18 protein-coding genes and 1 pseudogene are annotated in these 20,728 nt (G+C 65.1%); 7 read left to right on the top strand and 12 right to left on the bottom strand.

The window, feature by feature from the left end; translation table 11 throughout:
• Positions 1-141 precede the first annotated feature (141 nt).
• Positions 142-945 carry a hypothetical protein gene (locus IVA74_RS16880; protein ID WP_247345997.1) on the bottom strand — a complete coding sequence of 268 codons (804 nt, stop codon included), beginning with the start codon at positions 943-945 and terminating at the stop codon, positions 142-144.
• Positions 946-1,099: 154 nt separating this feature from the next.
• Between IVA74_RS16880 and IVA74_RS16875 the strand changes: the two genes are divergently transcribed.
• Genes IVA74_RS16875 through IVA74_RS16865 form a run of 3 tightly spaced genes read left to right on the top strand, consistent with a single transcriptional unit; the run spans position 1,100 to position 4,494 of the window.
• Complete coding sequence (locus IVA74_RS16875; RefSeq protein ID WP_247345994.1) at positions 1,100-1,597, top strand: YaiI/YqxD family protein; 498 nt, start codon at positions 1,100-1,102, stop codon at positions 1,595-1,597.
• 8 nt (positions 1,598-1,605) lie between these two features.
• Positions 1,606-3,411: an ATP-binding cassette domain-containing protein gene (locus IVA74_RS16870; protein WP_247345990.1), complete on the top strand. Its 1,806-nt coding sequence runs from the start codon at positions 1,606-1,608 to the stop codon at positions 3,409-3,411.
• Positions 3,412-3,414: 3 nt separating this feature from the next.
• Entirely contained in the window at positions 3,415-4,494 is a 1,080-nt protein-coding gene (locus tag IVA74_RS16865) for a D-TA family PLP-dependent enzyme (RefSeq protein WP_247345987.1), read from the top strand.
• 111 nt (positions 4,495-4,605) lie between these two features.
• Here IVA74_RS16865 and IVA74_RS16860 read toward each other — a convergent pair whose 3' ends face one another.
• The 8 genes and pseudogenes from IVA74_RS16860 to IVA74_RS16825 form a co-directional block, all read right to left on the bottom strand.
• The gene (locus tag IVA74_RS16860) at positions 4,606-5,823 is read right to left on the bottom strand and encodes a TIGR03862 family flavoprotein (RefSeq protein ID WP_256467598.1); all 1,218 of its coding nucleotides are present in this window, start codon (positions 5,821-5,823) and stop codon (positions 4,606-4,608) included.
• Positions 5,820-6,737 (bottom strand): SDR family NAD(P)-dependent oxidoreductase, encoded by a 918-nt coding sequence (locus IVA74_RS16855; protein ID WP_247345982.1) that lies wholly within the window; start codon positions 6,735-6,737, stop codon positions 5,820-5,822. The genes IVA74_RS16860 and IVA74_RS16855 overlap by 4 nt, the downstream gene beginning before the upstream one ends.
• Before the next feature lie 234 nt (positions 6,738-6,971).
• Positions 6,972-7,451: a MaoC family dehydratase gene (locus tag IVA74_RS16850; RefSeq protein ID WP_247345979.1), complete on the bottom strand. Its 480-nt coding sequence runs from the start codon at positions 7,449-7,451 to the stop codon at positions 6,972-6,974.
• Entirely contained in the window at positions 7,452-9,170 is a 1,719-nt protein-coding gene (locus IVA74_RS16845) for an AMP-binding protein (protein WP_247345976.1), read from the bottom strand.
• Positions 9,170-10,078, bottom strand: a pseudogene (gene mmsB / locus IVA74_RS16840) (3-hydroxyisobutyrate dehydrogenase); the annotation flags it as partial. The gene IVA74_RS16845 and the pseudogene mmsB, both read right to left, overlap by 1 nt.
• Before the next feature lie 13 nt (positions 10,079-10,091).
• Positions 10,092-11,159: an enoyl-CoA hydratase/isomerase family protein gene (locus IVA74_RS16835; protein WP_247345969.1), complete on the bottom strand. Its 1,068-nt coding sequence runs from the start codon at positions 11,157-11,159 to the stop codon at positions 10,092-10,094.
• Positions 11,156-12,301, bottom strand: a complete 1,146-nt coding sequence (locus tag IVA74_RS16830; protein ID WP_247345966.1) for an isobutyryl-CoA dehydrogenase — start codon at positions 12,299-12,301, stop codon at positions 11,156-11,158. The genes IVA74_RS16835 and IVA74_RS16830 overlap by 4 nt, the downstream gene beginning before the upstream one ends.
• A 118-nt stretch (positions 12,302-12,419) precedes the next feature.
• Entirely contained in the window at positions 12,420-13,916 is a 1,497-nt protein-coding gene (locus IVA74_RS16825; protein WP_247345963.1) for a CoA-acylating methylmalonate-semialdehyde dehydrogenase, read from the bottom strand.
• 103 nt (positions 13,917-14,019) lie between these two features.
• Between IVA74_RS16825 and IVA74_RS16820 the strand changes: the two genes are divergently transcribed.
• Positions 14,020-14,928, top strand: a complete 909-nt coding sequence (locus tag IVA74_RS16820; protein WP_247345960.1) for a LysR family transcriptional regulator — start codon at positions 14,020-14,022, stop codon at positions 14,926-14,928.
• 157 nt (positions 14,929-15,085) lie between these two features.
• On the opposite strand, the gene IVA74_RS16815 is transcribed toward IVA74_RS16820, so the two are convergent.
• Both IVA74_RS16815 and IVA74_RS16810 read right to left on the bottom strand, forming a co-directional pair.
• Entirely contained in the window at positions 15,086-15,706 is a 621-nt protein-coding gene (locus tag IVA74_RS16815) for a TetR/AcrR family transcriptional regulator (protein ID WP_247345957.1), read from the bottom strand.
• 64 nt (positions 15,707-15,770) lie between these two features.
• Positions 15,771-16,304: a PaaI family thioesterase gene (locus tag IVA74_RS16810; protein WP_247345953.1), complete on the bottom strand. Its 534-nt coding sequence runs from the start codon at positions 16,302-16,304 to the stop codon at positions 15,771-15,773.
• 154 nt (positions 16,305-16,458) lie between these two features.
• Here IVA74_RS16810 and IVA74_RS16805 point away from each other — a divergent pair, with 154 nt between their 5' ends.
• The 3 genes from IVA74_RS16805 to IVA74_RS16795 all read left to right on the top strand — a co-directional run bounded on the left by IVA74_RS16805 (position 16,459) and on the right by IVA74_RS16795 (position 19,972).
• A complete protein-coding gene (locus IVA74_RS16805; protein ID WP_247345950.1) occupies positions 16,459-17,229 on the top strand; it encodes an enoyl-CoA hydratase in 771 nt (256 codons plus the stop codon).
• A 140-nt stretch (positions 17,230-17,369) separates the two neighbouring features.
• On the top strand, positions 17,370-18,566 hold the full coding sequence (locus IVA74_RS16800) for an acetyl-CoA C-acyltransferase (protein WP_247345947.1): 1,197 nt from the start codon (positions 17,370-17,372) through the stop codon (positions 18,564-18,566).
• Positions 18,567-18,676: 110 nt separating this feature from the next.
• Positions 18,677-19,972, top strand: a complete 1,296-nt coding sequence (locus tag IVA74_RS16795; protein WP_247345944.1) for an MFS transporter — start codon at positions 18,677-18,679, stop codon at positions 19,970-19,972.
• Here IVA74_RS16795 and IVA74_RS16790 read toward each other — a convergent pair.
• Positions 19,969-20,124 (bottom strand): hypothetical protein, encoded by a 156-nt coding sequence (locus tag IVA74_RS16790; RefSeq protein WP_247345941.1) that lies wholly within the window; start codon positions 20,122-20,124, stop codon positions 19,969-19,971. The genes IVA74_RS16795 and IVA74_RS16790 overlap by 4 nt on opposite strands.
• Positions 20,125-20,728 lie beyond the last annotated feature (604 nt).

Genomic DNA, 20,728 nt, shown 5'->3' with positions numbered 1-20,728 from the left:
TCTCGCTGTCATCGCCCGCGAAAGCGGGCGATCCAGTACTCCGAGCTCGTAGTGATCGACCGACAGGGCGCGGCGTATTGGATGCCCCGCCTGCGCGGGGCACGACACCGTTTGTGGAGTGACAGGCTTGCCCCTCCCGCGCTACGCCGCCGCCTGCTCGCGCGGCTGGTAGATCGCGGTGTGCTGGCAATGCGCCAGCGGCGTCGTGCCGTTGGCGAGCACCAGCGCGTCGAGCTCGACGAAGCGGTGGCCTTTCTTCTCGTAGTTCGCGGTGACTTTTGCCCGCGCGGTGATCTCGTCGCCGACGCGTGCGGCTGACAGCAGCTGCATGCGGCTGCCGACATGGATCCACGGGCCCAGAATGGTGTTGTCCACCAGCACGCGGTTCATGACGCGCTGGATCAGGCCGGGATGGCCGAGCCCCTCGCGCGCGAAGATCGGATCGGGCTCCCTGATGTCGGCGAGGTAGTCGGCTGCATCCTGCCCGGCCCAGCGCCGGGGCGTCGTGCCCAGCCAATTTCCGGTTTCGAAGGTCGCTGCGCTGACTGGCTTACGCTCGGCCACCATAGGCACCGCGATATATTCGCTCAACGACACCGCAGTCGCGGGGGCCGCCGGCAGCGTTGCCGTCCCGGTGGCGCAGAGTTCGTTGCGGCTGAACACCTCGATCGTGAGCAAGCCATTGTGCTCGGTCGCATCGACATCGGCGGTCTCGCCGTCATAGACCGGCTTGATGAAGCGAGCCTCGACCAGCCCGCGCGACAGGAAATCGCGGCCCCAGCGCGCCACCGGCACGTGCATCATGTAGGCGAAGACATCGACGCCCGGAACCAGCCCGCCGGAAAAGCCGAAGCGGCGCGCCACATTGTCGTCATGCATCTTGTTTTCGGATTGCTTTGCAGTGTTGTAGGCCACGACGCGATGGGTTTCGAGCCGGTTCGGCATGGGGTCACCTTCCCTCAATTCTTGCTCTGAATTCTTGTTGTTGCGGACCGATCGTAGGCCTTGAGGAACCGGGGTCAATCCCCTCGCCTTTGCGGCCGGGATGGGGTACCACGCGCGGGCTGCGGAACCGCTTCGCAAGCCCCATCTACGGATAATGACGAACCCTCAAAACACCACCCGCATCTACGTCGACGCCGACGCCTGCCCCGTCAAGGACGAAATCTATCGCGTCGCCGGCAGGCACGGCTTGCCCGTGAGCGTGGTCGCGGGCAATTTCATCCGCGTGCCGCAGGACCCGCTGATCGAGCGGGTGGCCGCGGGCGCCGGTATGGATGCCGCCGACGACTGGATCGCCGAGCGCGCGGGGCCCGGCGATATCGTTATTACCACGGATATTCCGCTCGCGAGCCGCTGCGTGAAGGCCGGCGCCGATGTGATTGCATCCAACGGCAAGCCATTCACGGAAGAATCGATCGGGATGACGCTCGCGGTCCGCAACCTGATGACGGATTTGCGCTCGGCGGGCGAAGTCACCGGCGGCCCGAAATCGTTTGCACCACGCGACCGCTCGACGTTTCTGTCGACGCTCGACCAGACCATCCGCCGCATTCAGCGCCGCCGCGCCGACCAGGCCGCAACAAGACAGGACTGAGACACCGCATGGCGCCACCGCTGATTCAACTGCGCGATATCAAGCTGACCTTTGGCGGCACGCCGCTCCTGGCGAACGTCGAACTGTCGGTTTCGACCGGTGAGCGCGTCTGCCTGATCGGCCGCAACGGTTCGGGCAAATCGACGCTGCTCAAGATCGCTGCCGGCCTGGTCGAACCGGATGGCGGCAGCCGTTTCGTGCAGCCCGGCGCCACCATCCGCTACCTGCCGCAGGAGCCGGATTTTGCCGGCTTCTCCACCACGCTGGCCTATGTCGAGGCCGGCCTCCATGCCGGCGACGATCACTATCAGGCGCGCTATCTGGTCGAACAGCTCGGCCTCAGCGGCGAAGAAGACCCGGCGCATGTGTCGGGCGGCGAAGCGCGCCGCGCCGCGCTGGCGCGCGTGCTGGCGCCCTCGCCCGATATCCTGCTGCTGGACGAGCCGACCAACCATCTGGATCTCACGACCATCGAATGGCTGGAGGGCGAACTGGAGAGCCGCCGCTGCGCGCTGGTGATCATCAGCCACGATCGGCGCTTCCTGAGCAATCTCTCGCGCAGCACCGCCTGGCTCGACCGCGGCCAGATCCGGCAGATCGACCGCGGCTTCAGCGCCTTTGAGGCCTGGCGCGACGAGGTGCTCGCGGAGGAAGAGCGCGACCAGCACAAGCTCGACCGCAAGATCGTCAACGAGGAGCACTGGTTGCGCTACGGCGTCTCGGGCCGCCGCAAGCGCAACGTCAAGCGGCTTGGAAACCTGCACGCGCTGCGTGACCAGCGCCGCACCCATCGCGGCGCGACGGGCAACGCCAACCTCGCGGCTGCCGAAGCCGACAAGTCCGGCAAGCTCGTCATCGAGGCTAAGAATATCAGCCGGTCCTATGGCGAGCGAAAGATCGTCGACGGCTTCTCGATCCGCGTCCAGCGCGGCGATCGCATCGGCATCGTCGGCCCGAACGGCGCCGGCAAGACGACGCTGATCGAGATGCTGACCGGCGGCAGCGCACCGGACAGCGGCAGCTTACGGCTCGGCGCCAACATCGAGATGGCGACGCTCGACCAGCACCGCGAAAGTCTCGATCCCAAATCGACGCTGGCCGAGGCGCTGACCGGCGGCCGCGGCGACCACGTCATGGTCGGCGGCAAGCCAAAGCATGTCGTCAGCTACATGAAGGACTTCCTGTTCGCCCAGGAACAGATGCGCACGCCGCTGGAGGTGCTGTCCGGCGGCGAGCGCGGCCGGCTGATGCTGGCACGCGCGCTGGCGAAGCCCTCCAATCTCCTGGTGCTGGACGAGCCGACCAACGACCTCGATCTCGAGACCCTCGACGTCCTCGAGGAAATGCTCGGCGACTACGAGGGCACCGTAATTCTGATCAGCCATGATCGCGATTTTCTCGACCGCGTGGTGACGTCCGTGATCGCGCCCGAGGGCGATGGGCGCTGGCTCGAATATGCCGGCGGTTACACCGACATGCTGGCCCAGCGCGGCGTCGACTTGAAGCGCGCGACGGCGAAAGCCGCCGAAGAGAAGAGAGAGACGCGGTCAGCAGCACCTTCCGGCGTCACGAAACGACGGTTGACGTTCAACGAGCAACACGCGCTGGAGACGCTGCCCAAGACCATCGCCAGACTGCAGGCCGAAATCGCCAAGCAGCAGCGGTTCCTTGACGACCCCGATCTGTTCCGCAAAGATCGCAAGCGCTTCGATCAGGCCTCCGACGCTCTGACGAAAGCGCAAGGGGAACTGGCCGAGGCCGAGGACAAATGGCTGGAGCTCGAAGTGCGGCGCGAAGAGATCGAGAAAGCTTGACCCATGACAACGACACTCGCTGCAAAAATTGCCCGCGAATACGGCACGCCCTGCGCCGTCATCGACATGGACAAGGTCGAACGCAACATCGCGCGCATCCAGAAGGCCTGCGATGACGCGGGTGTCGCCAACCGTCCCCACATCAAGACGCACAAGAATCCGACCATCGCGAAGATGCAGATCGCGGCCGGCGCGAAAGGCATCACCTGCCAGAAGCTCGGTGAAGCCGAGATCATGGCCAATGCCGGCATCGATAATATCCTGATCAGCTACAACCTGCTCGGCGACGAGAAGATGGCGCGGTTAGGGGCGTTGCAGGCCAAGGCCAACATGACGGCCGCCGCCGACAACTCGACCGTCGTCGCCGGTCTGCCCAAGGCCGCCGCTGCGTCGGGCCGACCGCTGTCGGTCGTGGTCGAATGCGATACTGGGCGCAAGCGCGCCGGTGTTGAAACGCCGGCCGAGGCGGTTGCGCTCGCGCGCGAGATCGCCGCGTCCAAGGGGCTCGAGTTCGCCGGCTTCATGCTGTATCCGACCGAGACCGGCTGGGCGGACGCGCAAAAGTTCTACGACGAGGCCCTGGCCGGCGTGCGCGCGCACGGGCTGGATGCAAAAATCGTCTCGACCGGTGGCACGCCAAACCTGAAGAATCTCGGCAAACTCAAGGGCGGCACCGAGCACCGCTTCGGCACCTACATCTACAACGACCGCATGCAGGTCGCCGCCGGCTCCGCCACCTGGGACGATTGCGCGCTGCACATCTATTCGACGGTGGTCAGCCGCGCCGCGCCCGAGCGCGGCATCCTCGATGCCGGCTCAAAGACGCTGACCACGGACACCGGCGGCCTCGACGGCCACGGCCTGATCCTGGAGCACCCCGAAGCCAAGATCGCGCGCTTCGCGGAAGAACACGGCTTCCTCGACCTCTCCCGCAGCAACACCAGGCCCAATGTCGGCGACATCGTGCGGATCGTGCCCAATCATGTCTGCGTCGTCGTCAACATGATGGACGAGGTGGTGATGGTGCGCGGCGAAGAAATCATCGGCACGCTTCCAGTCGCGGCACGGGGGAAGCTGCGGTAGGGGCTTCGACGATTCCACAGCCGTCATTGCGAGGAGCTCTTGCGACGAAGCAATCCAGACTACCTCCGTGGAGGATTCTGGATTGCTTCGCTACGCTCGCAATGACGGTGTTTAGCGGTCGAGCCACTTAAGCATACCCCGCCCCGCCGCAGCCCCCGTCGCGAACGAGGCCTGAAGCAAATAGCCACCCGTCGGCGCCTCCCAGTCCAGCATCTCACCGGCTGCGAACACGCCCGGCAGCTTGCGGATCATGAAGTCCGCGTCGAGCTCGTCGAACGAAATCCCGCCGGCGCTGGAGATCGCGCGCGCGATCGGCGCCACGCCTGCGAGCTTGATCGGCACGGCGTTAATCAGCTCCGCCAATCGTTCAGCCGACATTGCCGACAACGATTGACCCGCACCGATGGCCGCTTCCTGCAACAGCCCGACAGCGACCGGAGACAGCTGCGCAGCCTTGCGCAAGAAGTTGGAGAATGATTGCTTGCCGCGCGAGGCGGACAGACGCTTGACGAGTTCGCCATGATGCACGTCCGGCCGCAAAGCGACGTGCAGGACCGCTTCGCCGTTCGCCGCAATCGCCTCGCGCAGTTCGGCCGACAATCCATAGATCGTCCCGCCCTCGATCCCGCCGCTTGTGATGACGGCTTCGCCGCGCGCGCGGTGCGGGCCGAAGGACAGCACAGCACCCTTGAGCGGATGGCCTTCGAAGCGCGTGCGGAAGATTTCGGACCAGGCGACGATGAAGCCGGAGTTCGCAGGCCGCAGCGGCGAGATTGAAATGTCTTTGTCGGCCAGGATCGTAGTCCAGCCGCCATCGGAGCCCAGTCGCGGCCAGCTTGCGCCGCCGAGTGCCAGCACCGTGGCGTCTGCGGCGATGGCGGCGCCGCCGCCGGGTTTTTCAAGGACTAGCCGTCCCTCCCCGTCCCAGCCCATCCAGCGATGGCGAAAGGCAAAGCGCACGCCGGCGGCATCGAGCCGTCGCAGCCAGGCCCGCAGCAAGGGCGAGGCCTTGAACGCTTTCGGAAACACACGCCCGCTGGAGCCGACAAAAGTCGGCTCACCCAGCGCCTCGCTCCAGGCGCGCAAGGCGTCAGGTGGAAGCGTTTCGATCGCCGCGTTCAGTTTCGGCGCCGCCTCGCGGTAGCGCGCCATGAACTGCGGCAGCGGCTCGCTGTGGGTGAGATTGAGTCCGCCGCGGCCGGCCATCAACAATTTGCGGCCCGCCGACGGCATCGCGTCGTAGACGGTGACGCGAGCACCGCCTTGCGCCAGCACTTCGGCCGCCATCAGCCCGGCAGGGCCGGCGCCGATGACGGCGACGCCTGTCAGAGTTTTACCCCGGCGCGCGCCGCGGCCTGCGCCACGTATTTCTGCGTCTGCTCGAACGCGCCCTGCAGCGCCTTCGCCTTCGACATGTCGCTGATCTCGGCGAAATGCGCCGCGACCCCGTCCGGGGTCCACTCGGACTCCGGCAGGTTGACGCCTTCGCTCTCGACGATCTTGATCACCGCAAACGAACCGGCGCCGGCGCCCATGATGGTGCGGGTCGGCGCATCCTCACTGAGCATGTACTCGACCGCGGGCGTGATCGCGTTCGGCTTCATCAATTGCAGCGCCTGCGGCGGCAGCAGCTCTTCCGTCATGCGGGTTGCCGCCGTCGGCGAGATGATGTTGACGCGGATGTCTGACTTGCGGCCCTCTTCCGCCAGCACGTTCATCAGGCCGACCATGCCCGACTTGGCCGCACCGTAATTGGCCTGGCCGAAATTGCCGTAGAGGCCGGAGGACGACGTGGTCAGCACGATGCGGCCGTAGCTGCGGTCGCGCATGCCGGCCCAGGCTGCCTTGCAGCAATAGAAGGTGCCGACGAGGTGCACGTCGAGCACCTTCTGGAAATCGGCCGCTTCCATCTTGCCGAACGACTTGTCGCGCAAAATGCCGGCATTGGCGCACACGAGGTCCACGCTGCCCCACTCCTTGGTGGCACGCTCGACCATGGCGGTGACCTGCTCGAAATTCGAAACGTCGGCGCCGTCGGCCATCGCGGTGCCGCCGGCCTTGCGGATTTCCTCGACCACGGCTTCCGCGGGCGAGAGCGAACCGCCGCTGCCGTCGCGCGCGCCGCCGAAATCGTTGACTACGACTTTCGCACCGCGGCTCGCCAGCCCCAGCGCATGCGCCCGTCCGAGACCATTGCCCGCGCCGGTAACGATGGCGACGCGTCCGTCGAACCTGATTGCCATTGTGCAGTTCCTGCTTCTTCTTACTTCTCCCCTTGTGGGAGAAGGTGGCGCGAAGCGCCGGATGAGGGGTCTCTATCGACGGCGGAGCTCGCGGAGAGATACCCTCACCCGGCTTCGCGTTCCGCGAAGCCACCCTCTCCCACAGGGGAGAGGGTGAGAAAGCTCCGCGAGAGATTTGAACAGCTTTTGAGCAGCGATGGCTGGCCGGGTCAAGCCCGGCCATGCCGACCTACCCTAGGCGAAATAGACCAAGCCAAGCCACTCCGCGACCAGCGCGGGCTTGTCTTCGCCTTCGATCTCCACCGTGACGTTGGTGCGGGACTGCAGCTCGTTCGGCTTGCGCAGCTTGGCTTCCGCCAGCACGAAACGGCCCCGAACGCGCTTGCCCGAGCGCACCGGCGAGATAAAGCGCAGCTTGTCGAAACCGTAATTGACGCCCATCGTGGTGCCCGCGATGACGGGCATCACCTCGTAGGACATGATCGACAGCAGCGACATCGTGAGGAAGCCGTGCGCGATGGTGGTGCCGAACGCCGTCTCCTTCTTCGCACGCTCCGGATCGACATGGATGAACTGGTGATCCTCGATCACGTCGGCATAGGTGTCGATGCGGGGCTGGTCGACCAGGTGCCACGACGACACGCCGATCTCCTTGCCGACCATGGCCTGATAGGCGTCCAAGGAAATCGGCGGCTTCTTCCAGACCTCGTTCACTTAGGTCTCACTCCGTGTTTTCGGCAGCTCCGGAAAATCCTCTTCCCGGAATTCCCGGCCGCGCAGGGGATCGTTGCGGTCGTCGTCGCGCTCGAGACGTCGTAGCTGCACGCGGCGGATCTTGCCTGAGATCGTCTTCGGCAGCTCCGTGACGATTTCGAGGCGGCGGATGCGCTTGAACGGCGCAAGGCGCGTATGCAGATGTTGGAAGATGGAGAGCGCCGTCGCTGGCGATCGCTCCGCGCCCGCGGTCAGCAGCACGAAGGCCTTGGGAACCGCGAGCCGGATCGGATCCGGGCTCGGCACCACGGCGGCTTCCGCCACCAGCTCATGCTCGAGCAACACGCTCTCCAGCTCGAACGGGCTGATGCGATAATCGGAGGATTTGAACACGTCGTCGGAGCGGCCGACGAACGTGAGATAGCCATCCTCGTCTTCGAACACGACGTCGCCGCTGCGATAGAGTTCGCCTTCGGTGCCGGACAGCCCGCCGTCGTCGCCCTGATATCCCTGCATCAGGCCGGCGGGACGCTCACGGCCCAGCAGCAGCGCCACCTCGCCTTCCCTGGCAGGATAGCCGTCGGCGTCGCTGACCTGCACGCGGTAGCCCGGCAAGGGCCGGCCCATCGATCCGACCTTGATCTTTTGCCCCGGCGAGTTGCCGGCGAGCGCGGTCGTTTCAGTCTGGCCATAGCCGTCGCGGATGGTGAGGCCCCAGGCGGCCTGCACCTGGTCGATCACTTCAGGGTTGAGCGGCTCGCCCGCGCCGCAGACCTCGCGCAACGCCACCTTGAAAGCTGCGAGGTTCTCCTGGATGAACAGCCGCCACACCGTCGGCGGCGCGCACAGCGTGGTGACGCCGCAGCGGCCGATGGTGGCAAGCAATCCCTTCGCGTCGAAGCGCGGCTGGTTGACCACAAACACGGTCGCGCCCGCATTCCACGGCGCGAACAAACAGCTCCAGGCGTGCTTGGCCCAGCCGGGCGAGGAAATGTTGAGATGGACATCGCCAGGCTTCAACCCGATCCAGTACATGGTCGAGAGATGGCCGACGGGATAGCTGCGCTGGCTGTGCCGCACCAGTTTTGGCTTTGCCGTGGTGCCCGAGGTGAAATAGAGCAGCATCGCGTCATCGGCGTTGGTCGGGCCGTCAGGCGTGAATTGCTCCGAAGCTTTTGCCGCTCCGTCATAGGCAAGCCAGCCGTCGCAGGCCGCACCGACCACAATGCGGACGATGTTCTCCGCACCAAGGCTGGTGAATTTTGCGACCTGATCCTCGGCGGCGACCACCGCCTTCGCCTTGCCGCGATCGAGCCGGTCGCGGAGTTCGTCGGCCGTGAGCAGCGTGGTGGCGGGAATCACGACGACGCCGAGCTTCATCGCAGCCAGCATGGTCTCCCACAGCGGAACCACATTGCCGAGCAGCAGCAGGAGATGATCGCCGCGCTTCAGGCCCTGCGCGCGCAGGAAGTTCGCCACCTGGTTGGAGCGGCGCGAGAGTGCCGCGAAAGACAATTTGGTCTGCCGGTCCTGCGCGGCATCGACAATCCAGATCGCAGGACGATCCTTGCTGTCAATATTCGCCGCCAGCTCGGCGTCGAACCAGTCGAGCGCCCAGTTGAAAGGAACCGGATCGGGCCAGCGGAAGTCCTTGACCGCTGTCTCGTAGTCCGTGCGGTTGTGAAGCAGAAACGCGCGCGCTTCCTGAAATGTCGTCATCAAGCTTTCCCGGCCAGACTCCTAACGTGCTTGATAATTCCGGAAAAATCCACCCCGCCCTGGCCGGCTGCGTCGAAGGACTGATAGATCTCCTGCGCATGCTTGCCGAGCGGCGTCGCCGCACCCGCGGCCTTGGCGGCGTCCTGCGCCAGCGTCAGATCCTTTACCATCAGCGCCGAGGCAAAACCCGGCTTATAGTCGTTGTTGGCCGGTGAGGTCGGCACCGGTCCCGGCACCGGGCAATAGGTCGTGAGCGACCAGCACTGGCCCGACGAGGTCGAGGCGACGTCGAACAGCGCCTGATGCGAGAGGCCGAGCTTCTCAGCCAACGCAAAGGCTTCGCTCACCGCGATCATGGAAATGCCGAGGATCATGTTGTTGCAGATCTTTGCCGCCTGGCCAGCGCCGGCGCCGCCGCAATGGACGATCTTCTTGCCCATCTTCTCCAGCACCGGCTTGGCCGCCGCAAATGCGCGCTCCTCGCCGCCGCACATGAAAGTGAGCGTCGCACCCTTGGCGCCACCGGTGCCACCGGAGACCGGCGCATCGACCGCGAGCACGCCGCTCTTGGTGGCCAGCGCATGCGCCTGCCTTGCACTCTCGACGTCGATGGTGGAACTATCGATGATCAGCGCGCCCTTGGACATCGCAGGAACGACCTCGCCCCACACGCCGAGAACGTGCTTGCCGGCGGGCAGCATCGTGACGACCACATCAGCGCCCTTCACTGCGCCCGCCGCGCTGTCGGCTATGCCGGCGCCATCGGCCTTGGCCTGGTTGCGCGAGCCCTCGGCGAGATCGAAGGCCACCACCTTGTGGCCGGCTTTGACCAGATTGGCCGCCATCGGGCCGCCCATGTTGCCGAGACCGATGAATGCAATCGTGGCCATCTCGATGTCCTCCCGTGATGCGTTTCGTTGATTAGTTGAACTTCAATTCGTCGGCGCCAATCTCGGTGAGATACGGCGCAAGCAGGTCCGGCGTGACATCCTCGATGCGCGGCGGCGACCAGGTCGGATTGCGGTCCTTGTCGATTACGGCGGCGCGTACGCCCTCGCGAAAATCGTCGCTGCGGAAGACTTCCAGCGCGGCGCGATATTCGCGCGCCAAGCACTCCTCCAGGCTCGCCGCCGCGCGCGCGAGCCGCAAAAGCTTGAGCGTCACCACCATGCCGCGCGGTGACTTTTCATTGAGCGTCTTCAATGTCGCATGGGCGAACTCCGAGCCGTCGTGCTTGAGCGCAGCGACGATGTCCTCCATGCGGTCGAAGCCGAACAATGCGTCGATCGTCGCCTGCCTGGCTGCCACCGGCCCCGCGGCCTCGCCTGTGGCAAAACCGTTGATCAACTTGCTCACATCAGCCGCGGTCACGCCCTGGCGAACCTTGGTCAGTGCCTCGCGCAGCCCCGGCCATTTGGCAACCGGCACCACGGCATCGGCGAATTTCGCATGGATGGCGTCGGGGCCGTTCATGGTCTGGCCGGTGAGACCAAAATAGGTGCCGATCTCGCCCGGCGAGCGTGACAACAGATAGGTGCCGCCGACATCGGGGAAGAAACCGAGCCCGACCTCGGGCATCGCGAGCCTGGTGCGCTCGGTGACGATTCGATGGCTCGCATGGGCCGAGAGCCCGACGCCGCCGCCCATCACGATGCCGTCCATGAAAGCGACATAGGGTTTTGGGAATTTCTTGATCCGGGCGTTGAGGATGTACTCCTCCCGCCACAGAATCTTGCCGAGATCGCCGTCGACCTTCGAGCTCTCCCAGAGCGCGCGGATGTCGCCGCCGGCACACAGGCCGCGCTCGCCGGCACCTTCCAGCACGATCACGGCAACGGCAGGATCGGCCTCAAAACGGTCGAGCGCCTTGTCGATGCCGCGAAACATCTCCAGCGTCACGGCGTTGATCGCCTTCGGACGGTTGAGCCTGATAATGCCGGCCGAGCCTTCGACCCGTGCGACCAGATCGTGCTCTTCCACACCACTCATCGCCCGCCCTCGATCAGTTTGCGCGCGACGATGAGCCGCATGATTTCATTGGTGCCTTCGAGGATCTGGTGCACCCGCAAATCGCGCACGATCTTCTCGATCCCGTATTCGCTGAGGTAACCGTAGCCGCCATGGAGCTGGAGCGCCTGGTTGGCGACCTCGAAGCCGGCGTCGGTCCCAAAACGCTTGGCCATGGCACACAGCATGGTGGCGTCCGGGTCCTTGCGGTCCAGCGCCGCCGCTGCGCGCCACAAGAATGTGCGCGCGGCCTCGAGCTCGATTGCCATGTCGGCGAGGCGGAATTGCAGCGCCTGGAATTCGTCTAGGCGCTTGCCGAAGGCTTTGCGCTCTTTCATGTAGGAACGCGCCTTGTCGAACGCGGTCTGCGCACCACCGAGCGAGCATGCCGTGATGTTGAGACGTCCGCCGTCGAGACCGGCCATCGCAATCTTGAAGCCGACGCCCTCTTCGCTTAAGCGATCGGCGACCGGCACGCGGGCGTTCTCGAAAATCACGGCGCGGGTCGGCTGCGCGTTCCAGCCCATCTTGCGCTCGTTGGCGCCGAACGAGACGCCCGGCGTCTTGCCGTCGATGACTAGGGTCGAGATGCCGCCGGGACCATCGCCACCGGTGCGCACCATCGCGACCAGGAGATCAGTGCCGCCGGCGCCGGAGATGAACTGCTTCTGGCCGTTCAGCACATAATGATCGCCGTCACGCACGGCGCGGGTGCGCAGCGCTGCAGCGTCCGAGCCGGCGCCGGGCTCGGTCAGGCAGTAGCTCGCAATCAGCTCCATGGTGCAGAGCTTTGGCAACCATGTGTGGCGCTGGGTGTCGCTGCCGTAGGCATCGATCATCCAGGACGCCATGTTGTGGATGGAGATGAAAGCCGAGGTGGTCGGACAGCCCGTCGCCAGCGCCTCAAAAATCAGCGCCGCGTCGAACCGCGTCATGGCGGAGCCGCCGACATCCTCGCGGATGTAGATGCCGCCCATGCCGAGCGTGGCGGCCTCGCGCATGGTTTCGACGGGAAAATGTTTCTCCTCGTCCCAGCGTAGCGCGTGCGGCGCGATCCTCGAAGCCGCAAACGCCAACGCCATGTCGCGAACCGCGATCTGATCCTCGTTCAAAGCGAACTGCATGATGGGCTGCTCACTGTTCTCGTCATTGCGAGGAGCGAAGCGACGAAGCAATCCAGTGTGTCCGAGGAGAAAGTCTGGATTGCTTCGCTACGCTCGCATGACGGGCTGGGCTACAGCCTTACTTCATCAGCGGAATCGAGAACTCCGCGCCTTCCTTGACGCCGGACGGCCAGCGCGAGGTCACCGTCTTGGTCTTGGTGTAGAAGCGGACTGAATCCGGGCCGTGCTGGTTGAGATCGCCGAAGCCGGACTTCTTCCAGCCGCCGAAGGTGTAGTAGGCGATCGGCACAGGGATCGGCACGTTGATGCCGACCATGCCGACATTGACCTTGGCCGCGAAGTCGCGTGCGGCATCGCCGTCGCGGGTGAAGATCGCAACACCGTTGCCGTAGTCATGCTCGGACGGCAGCGCCAGCGCTTCCTTGTAGTCGTGCGCGCGCACGACCGAGAGCACGGGACCAAAGATCTCTTCCTTGTAGATCCGCATGTCCTTGGTGACGTTGTCGAACAGCGAACCGCCGAGATAGAAACCGTTCTCGTAGCCCTGCATCTTGAAGCCGCGGCCGTCGACGGCGAGCGTCGCGCCTTCCTTGATGCCGATATCGATATAGCCCTTGACCTTCTCGACCGCCTCGCGCGTCACCAGCGGACCGTAATCGGCCGACGGATCGATCGAGGTGCCGATCTTGAGCGACTCGACGCGCGGGATCAGCTTTTCCATCAGGCGGTCGGCGGCGGACTTGCCGACGGGCACGGCCACCGAGACGGCCATGCAGCGTTCGCCGGCCGAACCGTAGCCGGCGCCGATCAGTGCGTCGACGGCCTGATCCATGTCGGCATCGGGCATGATGATGGCGTGGTTCTTGGCGCCGCCAAAACACTGGCAGCGCTTGCCGGTCTGCGCGGCACGCTCGTAGATGTATTGCGCGATCGGCGTGGAGCCGACGAAGCCGACGGCCTTGATGTCGGGATCGTCGAGGATGGCGTCGACCGCTTCCTTGTCGCCGTTGACGACGTTGAGGATGCCAGCCGGCAGGCCCGCCTCGATCATCAGCGCGGCCAGCATCATCGGCACGCCGGGATCGCGCTCCGACGGCTTCAGGATGAAGGCGTTGCCACAGGCGATCGCGGGGGCGAACTTCCACATCGGGATCATCGCCGGGAAATTGAACGGCGTGATGCCGGCGACGACGCCGAGCGCCTGGCGCATGGAGTAGATGTCGATGCCGGGTCCGGCGCCTTCGGTGTATTCGCCCTTCATCAGATGCGGGATGCCGCAGGCGAATTCCGCGACTTCGAGGCCGCGCTGGATGTCGCCCTTGGCGTCGGGCACGGTCTTGCCGTGCTCACGCGCCAGCATCTCGGCAAGCTTGTCGTAGTCGCGCTGCACCAGCTCGACGAATTTCATCATCACGCGGGCACGGCGCTGCGGGTTGGTCGCGGCCCATTCCGGCTGCGCGGCGCGGGCGTTCTCGACGGCAGCGCGGACCTCGGCTTTGGACGCCAGCGCTACCTTGCCCTGGACGTCACCGGTCATCGGCTCGAAAACGTCGGCGGTGCGGCCCGATGTGCCCTTGACCTCCCTGCCGCCGATGAAATGTCCGATTGAACGCATGGAATGATCTCCCTGGAAGTCGAGCACGATCGCTTTGACAAATCCTATCAACCTGCATTTTATAGGATTCAAGTCTGAGATAATGCACCATAGATGTGCGAAAATGCTGGATCAAGGCGCTATCGACTGGGACGACTTCCGCTTTGTGCTGGCCATCGTGCGGGGCGGCTCGGTTTCGGCTGCGGCAAAACAGCTCGGCGTCGACCATGCCACCGTCATCCGCCGCGTCGACCGGCTGGAGAAGCACCTCTCGGCAAAGCTGTTTGACCGGCGCAAGACCGGCTACCTCCTGACGGAGGCCGGGCAGCGCGTCGCCGACAGCGCGGAGGCCATGGAATCGACCATCGTCGCCAACCAGGAGCAGGTTGGCGGCTCCGTGGCCCGGCTGACCGGCACGGTGCGGATCGGCGCGCCCGACGGTTTTGGGACTGCGTTCCTGGCGCCGCGGCTCGCGCCCTTCGCCGACCGCTATCCCGACCTCGATCTGCAACTGGTCGCGACCGCGCGGCTGTTCAGCCTCTCCAAGCGCGAGGCCGATATTGCCATCAGCCTGACCATGCCGAAGGAAGGCCGCATCGTCGGCCGCAAACTGCTCGACTACCGCCTCGGGCTCTATGCCGCGCCCGCCTATCTCGATCGTTTCCCGAAAATCACCTCGCGCGAGGTCCTGCCGCAACACCGCTTCGTCGGCTATATCGAGGAGCTGCTGTTCACGCCCGAGCTCGATTATCTGCCGCAGGTGTCGCCGAAGATCTCCGCACGCTTGCGCAGCGCCAATCTGATCGCGCAGCTCAATGCCACGCTCGCGGGCTTCGGTATCGCTGTCCTGCCGCACTTCATGGCGGCCGACTATCCGCAGCTGATTGCGGTACTGACGGAAGAGGTCTCGATCACCCGCACCTTCTGGATGCTGATGCACGCCGACAGCAAGGACCTCGCGCGGATCAGGGCTGTGGCGGATTACATCAGCGAGATCGTCGAGCGCGAGCGGGCGCTGTTCGCGGGGCGGTGAATTCGGGGGTGTTGAGAGCCCAACTGCCAGATCCTCATGGTGAGGAGGCGCGCAGCGCCGTCTCGAACCATAGAGGCCGGTATCTCACCCGCGACCATCCTTCGAGACGACCGCTTCGCGGTCTCCTCAGGATGAGGCCTGGAGCCTCTGGCTGTCGCTAATTCTGCTTCGCCTTCTTCGCCGCCGCAGTCTTCGGCTCACGGCGCGCGCCATCCAGCGCGCTCTCCCTGCCCGTCTTCAGCACCTCGTCCGACAGCTCGCTCGAGCCGGCGATGCGCGCCAGCAGCATGGTGCCGGCCATGGTGGTCAGCGTCGCGATTGCCTGCTTGCGCGCTGCCTTGCGCGGGAGGTTCGGGATGAAGTCGGTCATCATCTCGATCATCTCGTCGAGCTTGCCGGCAAAGGCCTTTCGCGTTTTCGGGCTCTCGCGGGCGATCTCGGCGCCGAGCGCGGGGATCGAGCAACCATGGCCGGGATTGTCGCGATGGAGCGCTGAGAGATAGGCTTCCGCGATCAGCGCCAGCCGCTTCTCCGGCGCGACCTCGTCGGTGATCTTGCGCCAATGGTCCATCCCGCGATCCATGGCGTAGCCAAACGCCTCGATCACCAGCGCCTCGCGAGAATCGAAATGCGCGTAGAAGCCGCCATGGGTCAGGCCCGCTTCCTTCATGAGGTCGGCGACGCCAATGCCGTGGGCGCCCTTTTCGCGCAGCCGCACGGAAGCCTTCTTCACGATACGGTCGTGTGTTTCCTGCTTGTGTTCCCGGGAATAGCGCATGCTGGTCTCATTGAATGTCGAAGATCATCTCATAACACAGAAATGGAGCAGGCGGCGCATTAATTCATGTTAAGATATTGCCGATCATCGAAAAGGTTGCAGTTGCATGGACCGCAAGCGCCCCCTTGCCGTCGCGCACAAAACCTTCGGCGTAGCTGCTCTGGCGTCCCAGCTTGATCACTTTGCCTTCGGCCGAGATCAGCCCGGAACGGACCGAGAGCGGACGCAGGAAGGTCATTTTCAGGTCGAGAGTGACCGAGCTCTGCCCGGCCTCCAACCGGGTCGAGATCGCACAGCCCATGGCAGTATCGATCAGCGCCGCGGCGGTCGCCCCGTGCAGCAGGCCGATGGTATTTTCGAGATCTTCGCGCGGCTCCAGTTCCATCACGATCCGGCCCGGTTCGACCACGGCCATGGTGAAGCCGATCAGTTTTGCAAAAGGTGGCGGCGGCAAGCGGCCGTCGCGGATGCCCATCATCGCATCCATGCCCGATAGCCCCATGGCCGCCTTTGCGACCGGCGCGGGCACTTGCCAGTCCACGACACGCTCGCGCCGTTGCGCGGGTGAAAACAGGTCGAGTTGATCGTTGTCGGACATGGACACTCCATTGCATGATGTGCATCATGCTATCTCGCGGACTTCGCGCTGGCAACTCCGCCCCCCCACCGCTTGACAACCAATGCGTTTCGGCTCGGAAGTGATCCCGAACGGCGTACCTTTGCGCAACGTCCACGAAATCAGAGATCCCATCATGGAAATGCTCAACCACCACTGCGGCGTGACGCGCGATGCGCGCGGCGTCGTTCATGTCGCGATCTGCAACGCCGGCTCGCTCAACATCCTCGGCTCCCCCGTGACCGACGCGGTCCGCGAAGGTTTGCAGAAGCTCGCGACTGATCGCAGCATCCGCGTCATGGTGCTGCGCGGCCAGAGCGAGAAAAGCATGATCGGCGGCGCCGACATCAAGGAGATGGTGAAGCTCGACCAGACATCGGCCGAAGCCTTCATCAGCCGCCTGCGCGATCTCTGCGAGGCCGTGCGCGCCTTCCCCGCCCCCGTGATCGCACGCATGCCGGGCTGGTGCCTCGGCGGCGGGCTCGAAGTGGCCGCGGCCTGCGACTTCCGCATTGCCGCGCATGATGCGCATTTCGGCATGCCGGAGGTGCGCGTCGGTATCCCCTCGGTGATCCATGCCGCGCTGCTGCCGCGCCTGATCGGCTGGGCCCGCGCGCGCTGGCTGGTGATGACCGCCGAAAACATCGACGCGCCGACGGCGCTGGCCTGGGGTCTGGTCGACAAGGTCGCGCCGGAGGGCGGACTCGACGCGGCCGTCGAGCACCTCGTGCAGGCGCTGCTCGAATGCGGCCCCGAGGCGCTGCGATCGCAGAAGGCACTGCTTCGGCAATGGGAGGAACTGCCGCTGACGGAGTCGGTGAATTTGAGCGTGAAAGTGTTCGGCCAATCGTTCCTGACCGACGAGCCGACGCGGCTGATGCAGGCGTTCGTCAACCGGAAGCGGTAGGCCTGCCCCACAGCCTCCTTCCTTCGAACGAGCAAATCTCATCCGAGCCACGACAATTTCTCATGCCGGATGCGGTTGCATTTTTTGCGCCGCATCATATGATGGTCATAATCTTACCCACCATCGCAGGGAGTCCCGCCATGGCCGAAACCGCTGATCCTGTCGTCATTGTCTCCGCCGTCCGTAGCCCGCTCGGCCGTTTCATGGGTGAGCTGTCGCCGCTGCCCGCACACAAGCTCGGCTCGCATGTGATCGCCGCGGCGTTGGAGCGTGCGAAGCTCGCGCCGGAAAAGGTCGACGAAGTCTTCATGGGCTGCGTGCTGCCGGCCGGCCAGGGCCAGGCCCCGGCGCGCCAGGCTGCGCGCGCAGCCGGCCTGCCCGACGCCACCGGCGCGACAACCGTCAACAAGGTCTGCGGCTCCGGCATGAAGGCGACCATGTTGGCGCACGACATCATTCGCGCCGGTTCGGCCGAGATCGTCGTCTCCGGCGGCATGGAGAGCATGAGCAACGCGCCGTATCTGCTGGCGAAGGCACGCGGCGGCTATCGCGCCGGCCATGACCGCATCATCGACCACATGATGATGGACGGCCTCGAAGACGCCTACGAGACCGGCCGCTCGATGGGCGATTTCGGCGAGGCGACTGCGGAAGCCTATCAGTTTACCCGCAAGGACCAGGACGCCTATGCGATGGAGACGCTGAGTCGCGCGCGCAAGGCGGTCGAGGGTGGCGCGTTCAAGGCCGAGATCGCGCCGATCACGCTGAGCGAGAAGGCAGGCCCCCGCATCGTCGCCAATGACGAGCATCCGCTGAAGGTCGATCCCGCAAAGATTCCCGGGCTGAAGCCGGCGTTCCGCGCCAACGGCACCATCACGCCGGCGGCCTCCTCCGCCAACGCCGACGGCGCCGCCGCGCTGGTGCTGACGACGCGGTCGCTCGCCGATCGCAACGGCCTGCCCGCATTGGCAGAGATCAAGGGCCACGCCACCCATAGCCAGGAGCCGCAATGGTTCACCACGGCGCCGATCCCGGCGATCCGCAAGCTCCTGGACAAGGTCGGCTGGAGTGCCGGCGATGTCGATCTGTTCGAGATCAACGAAGCCTTCGCCGTGGTGGCGATGGCGGCGCAGCGCGATCTCGGCATTCCCCGCGAGAAGCTCAACATCAACGGCGGCGCCTGCGCGCTCGGCCACCCCATCGGCGCCACCGGCGCACGGCTGATCGTGACGCTGCTGCATGCGCTTGAAGCAAAAAACCTCAAGCGCGGTGTGGCGGCGCTCTGCATCGGCGGCGGCGAAGCCACTGCGATCGCGGTGGAGCGCCTGACGCATTGACGCAAAAGTCCGGAAATGCGGGAACTCCGTCATTTCCGACAGACGCGTCCCGTGCCATTCTGCAAACTCGCGCAGGTGTTTCAAATCCTGCCCACCAAGATTGAGGCCCAATGATCTCGAACTGGCTCGCGGCAACACTGGGCCGCCGCAATATTCATTACGGCTGGGTGATGGTCGGCGTGACCTTCCTCACCGCGCTGATCAGCGCCGGCACGGTCGGTGCGCCCGGCGTGTTCATCATTCCGCTTCAGAAAGAGTTCGGCTGGAGCACGGCGGAGATCTCGTCCGCGCTGTCGATCCGCTTCATCCTGTTCGGGCTGATGGCGCCGTTCGCTGCCGCGCTCCTGAACCGCTACGGCCTGCGCAACGTCACGCTGCTGGCTCAGCTCATCGTCGTCTCCGGGCTGATCCTGTCGCTCGGCATGACAGAGGTCTGGCAGCTCGTCGTACTGTGGGGCGTCGTGATCGGCCTCGGCACCGGCATGACCGCGCTGGTGCTGGGCGCCACCATTGCGACCCGTTGGTTCGCGGCGCGGCGCGGCCTCGTCGTCGGCATTTTGACCGCGAGCGTCGCCACCGGCCAGCTCGTCTTCCTGCCGCTGCTTGCAAGCCTGACCGAACGATACGGCTGGCGGCTTGCACTCGGCTTTGTCTGCATCGCGCTCTGCGTTTCCGCTCTGGGAGTTCTCCTCGTGATGCGGGACCGCCCGAGCGACGTCGGCCTGCGCCCCTTCGGCGACGAAGGCACCGAGCCCCTGCCCGCCCCGCCGGTCAGCCACGGCTCGATCACGGCTGTGGCACTCGGCACGCTGCGCGACGCCTCGAAGTCGCGCGCATTCTGGGTCCTGTTTGCGACCTTCTTCGTCTGCGGCGCATCCACCAACGGCCTCGTGCAGGTGCACCTGATCCCGATGTGCCTCGATTTCGGCATTCCGCAGGTGCAGGCTGCCGGTCTGCTGGCTGCGATGGGCATCTTCGACTTCTTCGGCACCATCATGTCGGGCTGGCTGTCGGACCGCTACGACAACCGCTACCTCTTGTTCTGGTACTACGGCCTGCGCGGGCTCTCGCTGATCTTCCTCCCCTTCAGCGATTTCTCGTTCTATGGGCTCTCGATCTTCGCGATGTTCTACGGGCTCGACTGGATCGCAACCGTGCCGCCCACGGTGCGCCTCACCGCCCAGAAATTCGGACCCGAGCGCGCCAATCTGGTGTTCGGCTGGATCTTTGCCGGCCACCAGCTCGGCGCGGGCACCGCCGCCTTCGGCGCCGGATTTTCGCGGACGGTGTATCAGAGCTATCTTCCCGCCTTCTTCATCGCCGGCGCACTCTGCGTGTTCGCCTCCTTGATCGTGCTGACGCTCTCGCGACAACCGAAGCCAAAGCCGCAAGCCGCGATGGCCTAGTACCTGATCGTGGTGGTGACGCCGAAGACCGCAGCGTCGACGTCGAGATTGCGCGCGCCGTCGCAGTGATATGGGCCCCGGCTCTTCAGCGCACCGTCAAAGCGACGCTGCGCTGCGTCCGGGGCACGAGACTGCGCATAAATTCCTTCCATTCAGAACGCATGGCTTCTCAGAACGCATGGCTTCGCATTCTCGCGGCTCATTCGCCCGAGCTTTGCTCTCGTCTTCGCACCCTCTCGCAAGAAAGGGCACAGGGAAGGCCGGGCGCCGGCTGGCACCCGCAGTCCCGTGTGCGAACCAGACGCGCACGGGGTGGACCACAGGTGACGCCGAGCAACCGGCCTTCCCTGCGCGAATGGTATTACGGCTTATGACGCGCTCTCCCCGGGGAGCGATGCACTATTGCCCCCGTCGCCTCGCGGATGGCTGATGTGCTGGCCCGGTTGGGCAGCAGCATCACCACAAGACTTGACGCACAGACCCCGGGCGTCAGGACCACACGATTTTGCCGTCCGCGCACCTCCCCGCCCCTGTCCCCGATGCCTGGCGTGCGCTCGCCATCGAGACCGAACGGGGACGCTGTCAGCGCCGTGTCGTACCGCGTGTGCAGTTGCTCACGGGAAAACCCGCCCTGCAGCTTGCCCAGCGCGCCGACGCAGTCGCGGCCACCGCCTCCCGGCCCGCGTCTCGTGACGATCGCGAAACGCCCTTGTAGCGGGCCGGGATGAGCGCAAACTACGCCTTATCCGAACTTCT

It is taken from the genome of Bradyrhizobium sp. 132 (genome assembly GCF_023074185.1).
Taxonomy (GTDB): domain Bacteria; phylum Pseudomonadota; class Alphaproteobacteria; order Rhizobiales; family Xanthobacteraceae; genus Bradyrhizobium.
Note: the sequence above shows the minus strand (reverse complement) of the source record. Positions and strands in the feature narration are given on the sequence as shown.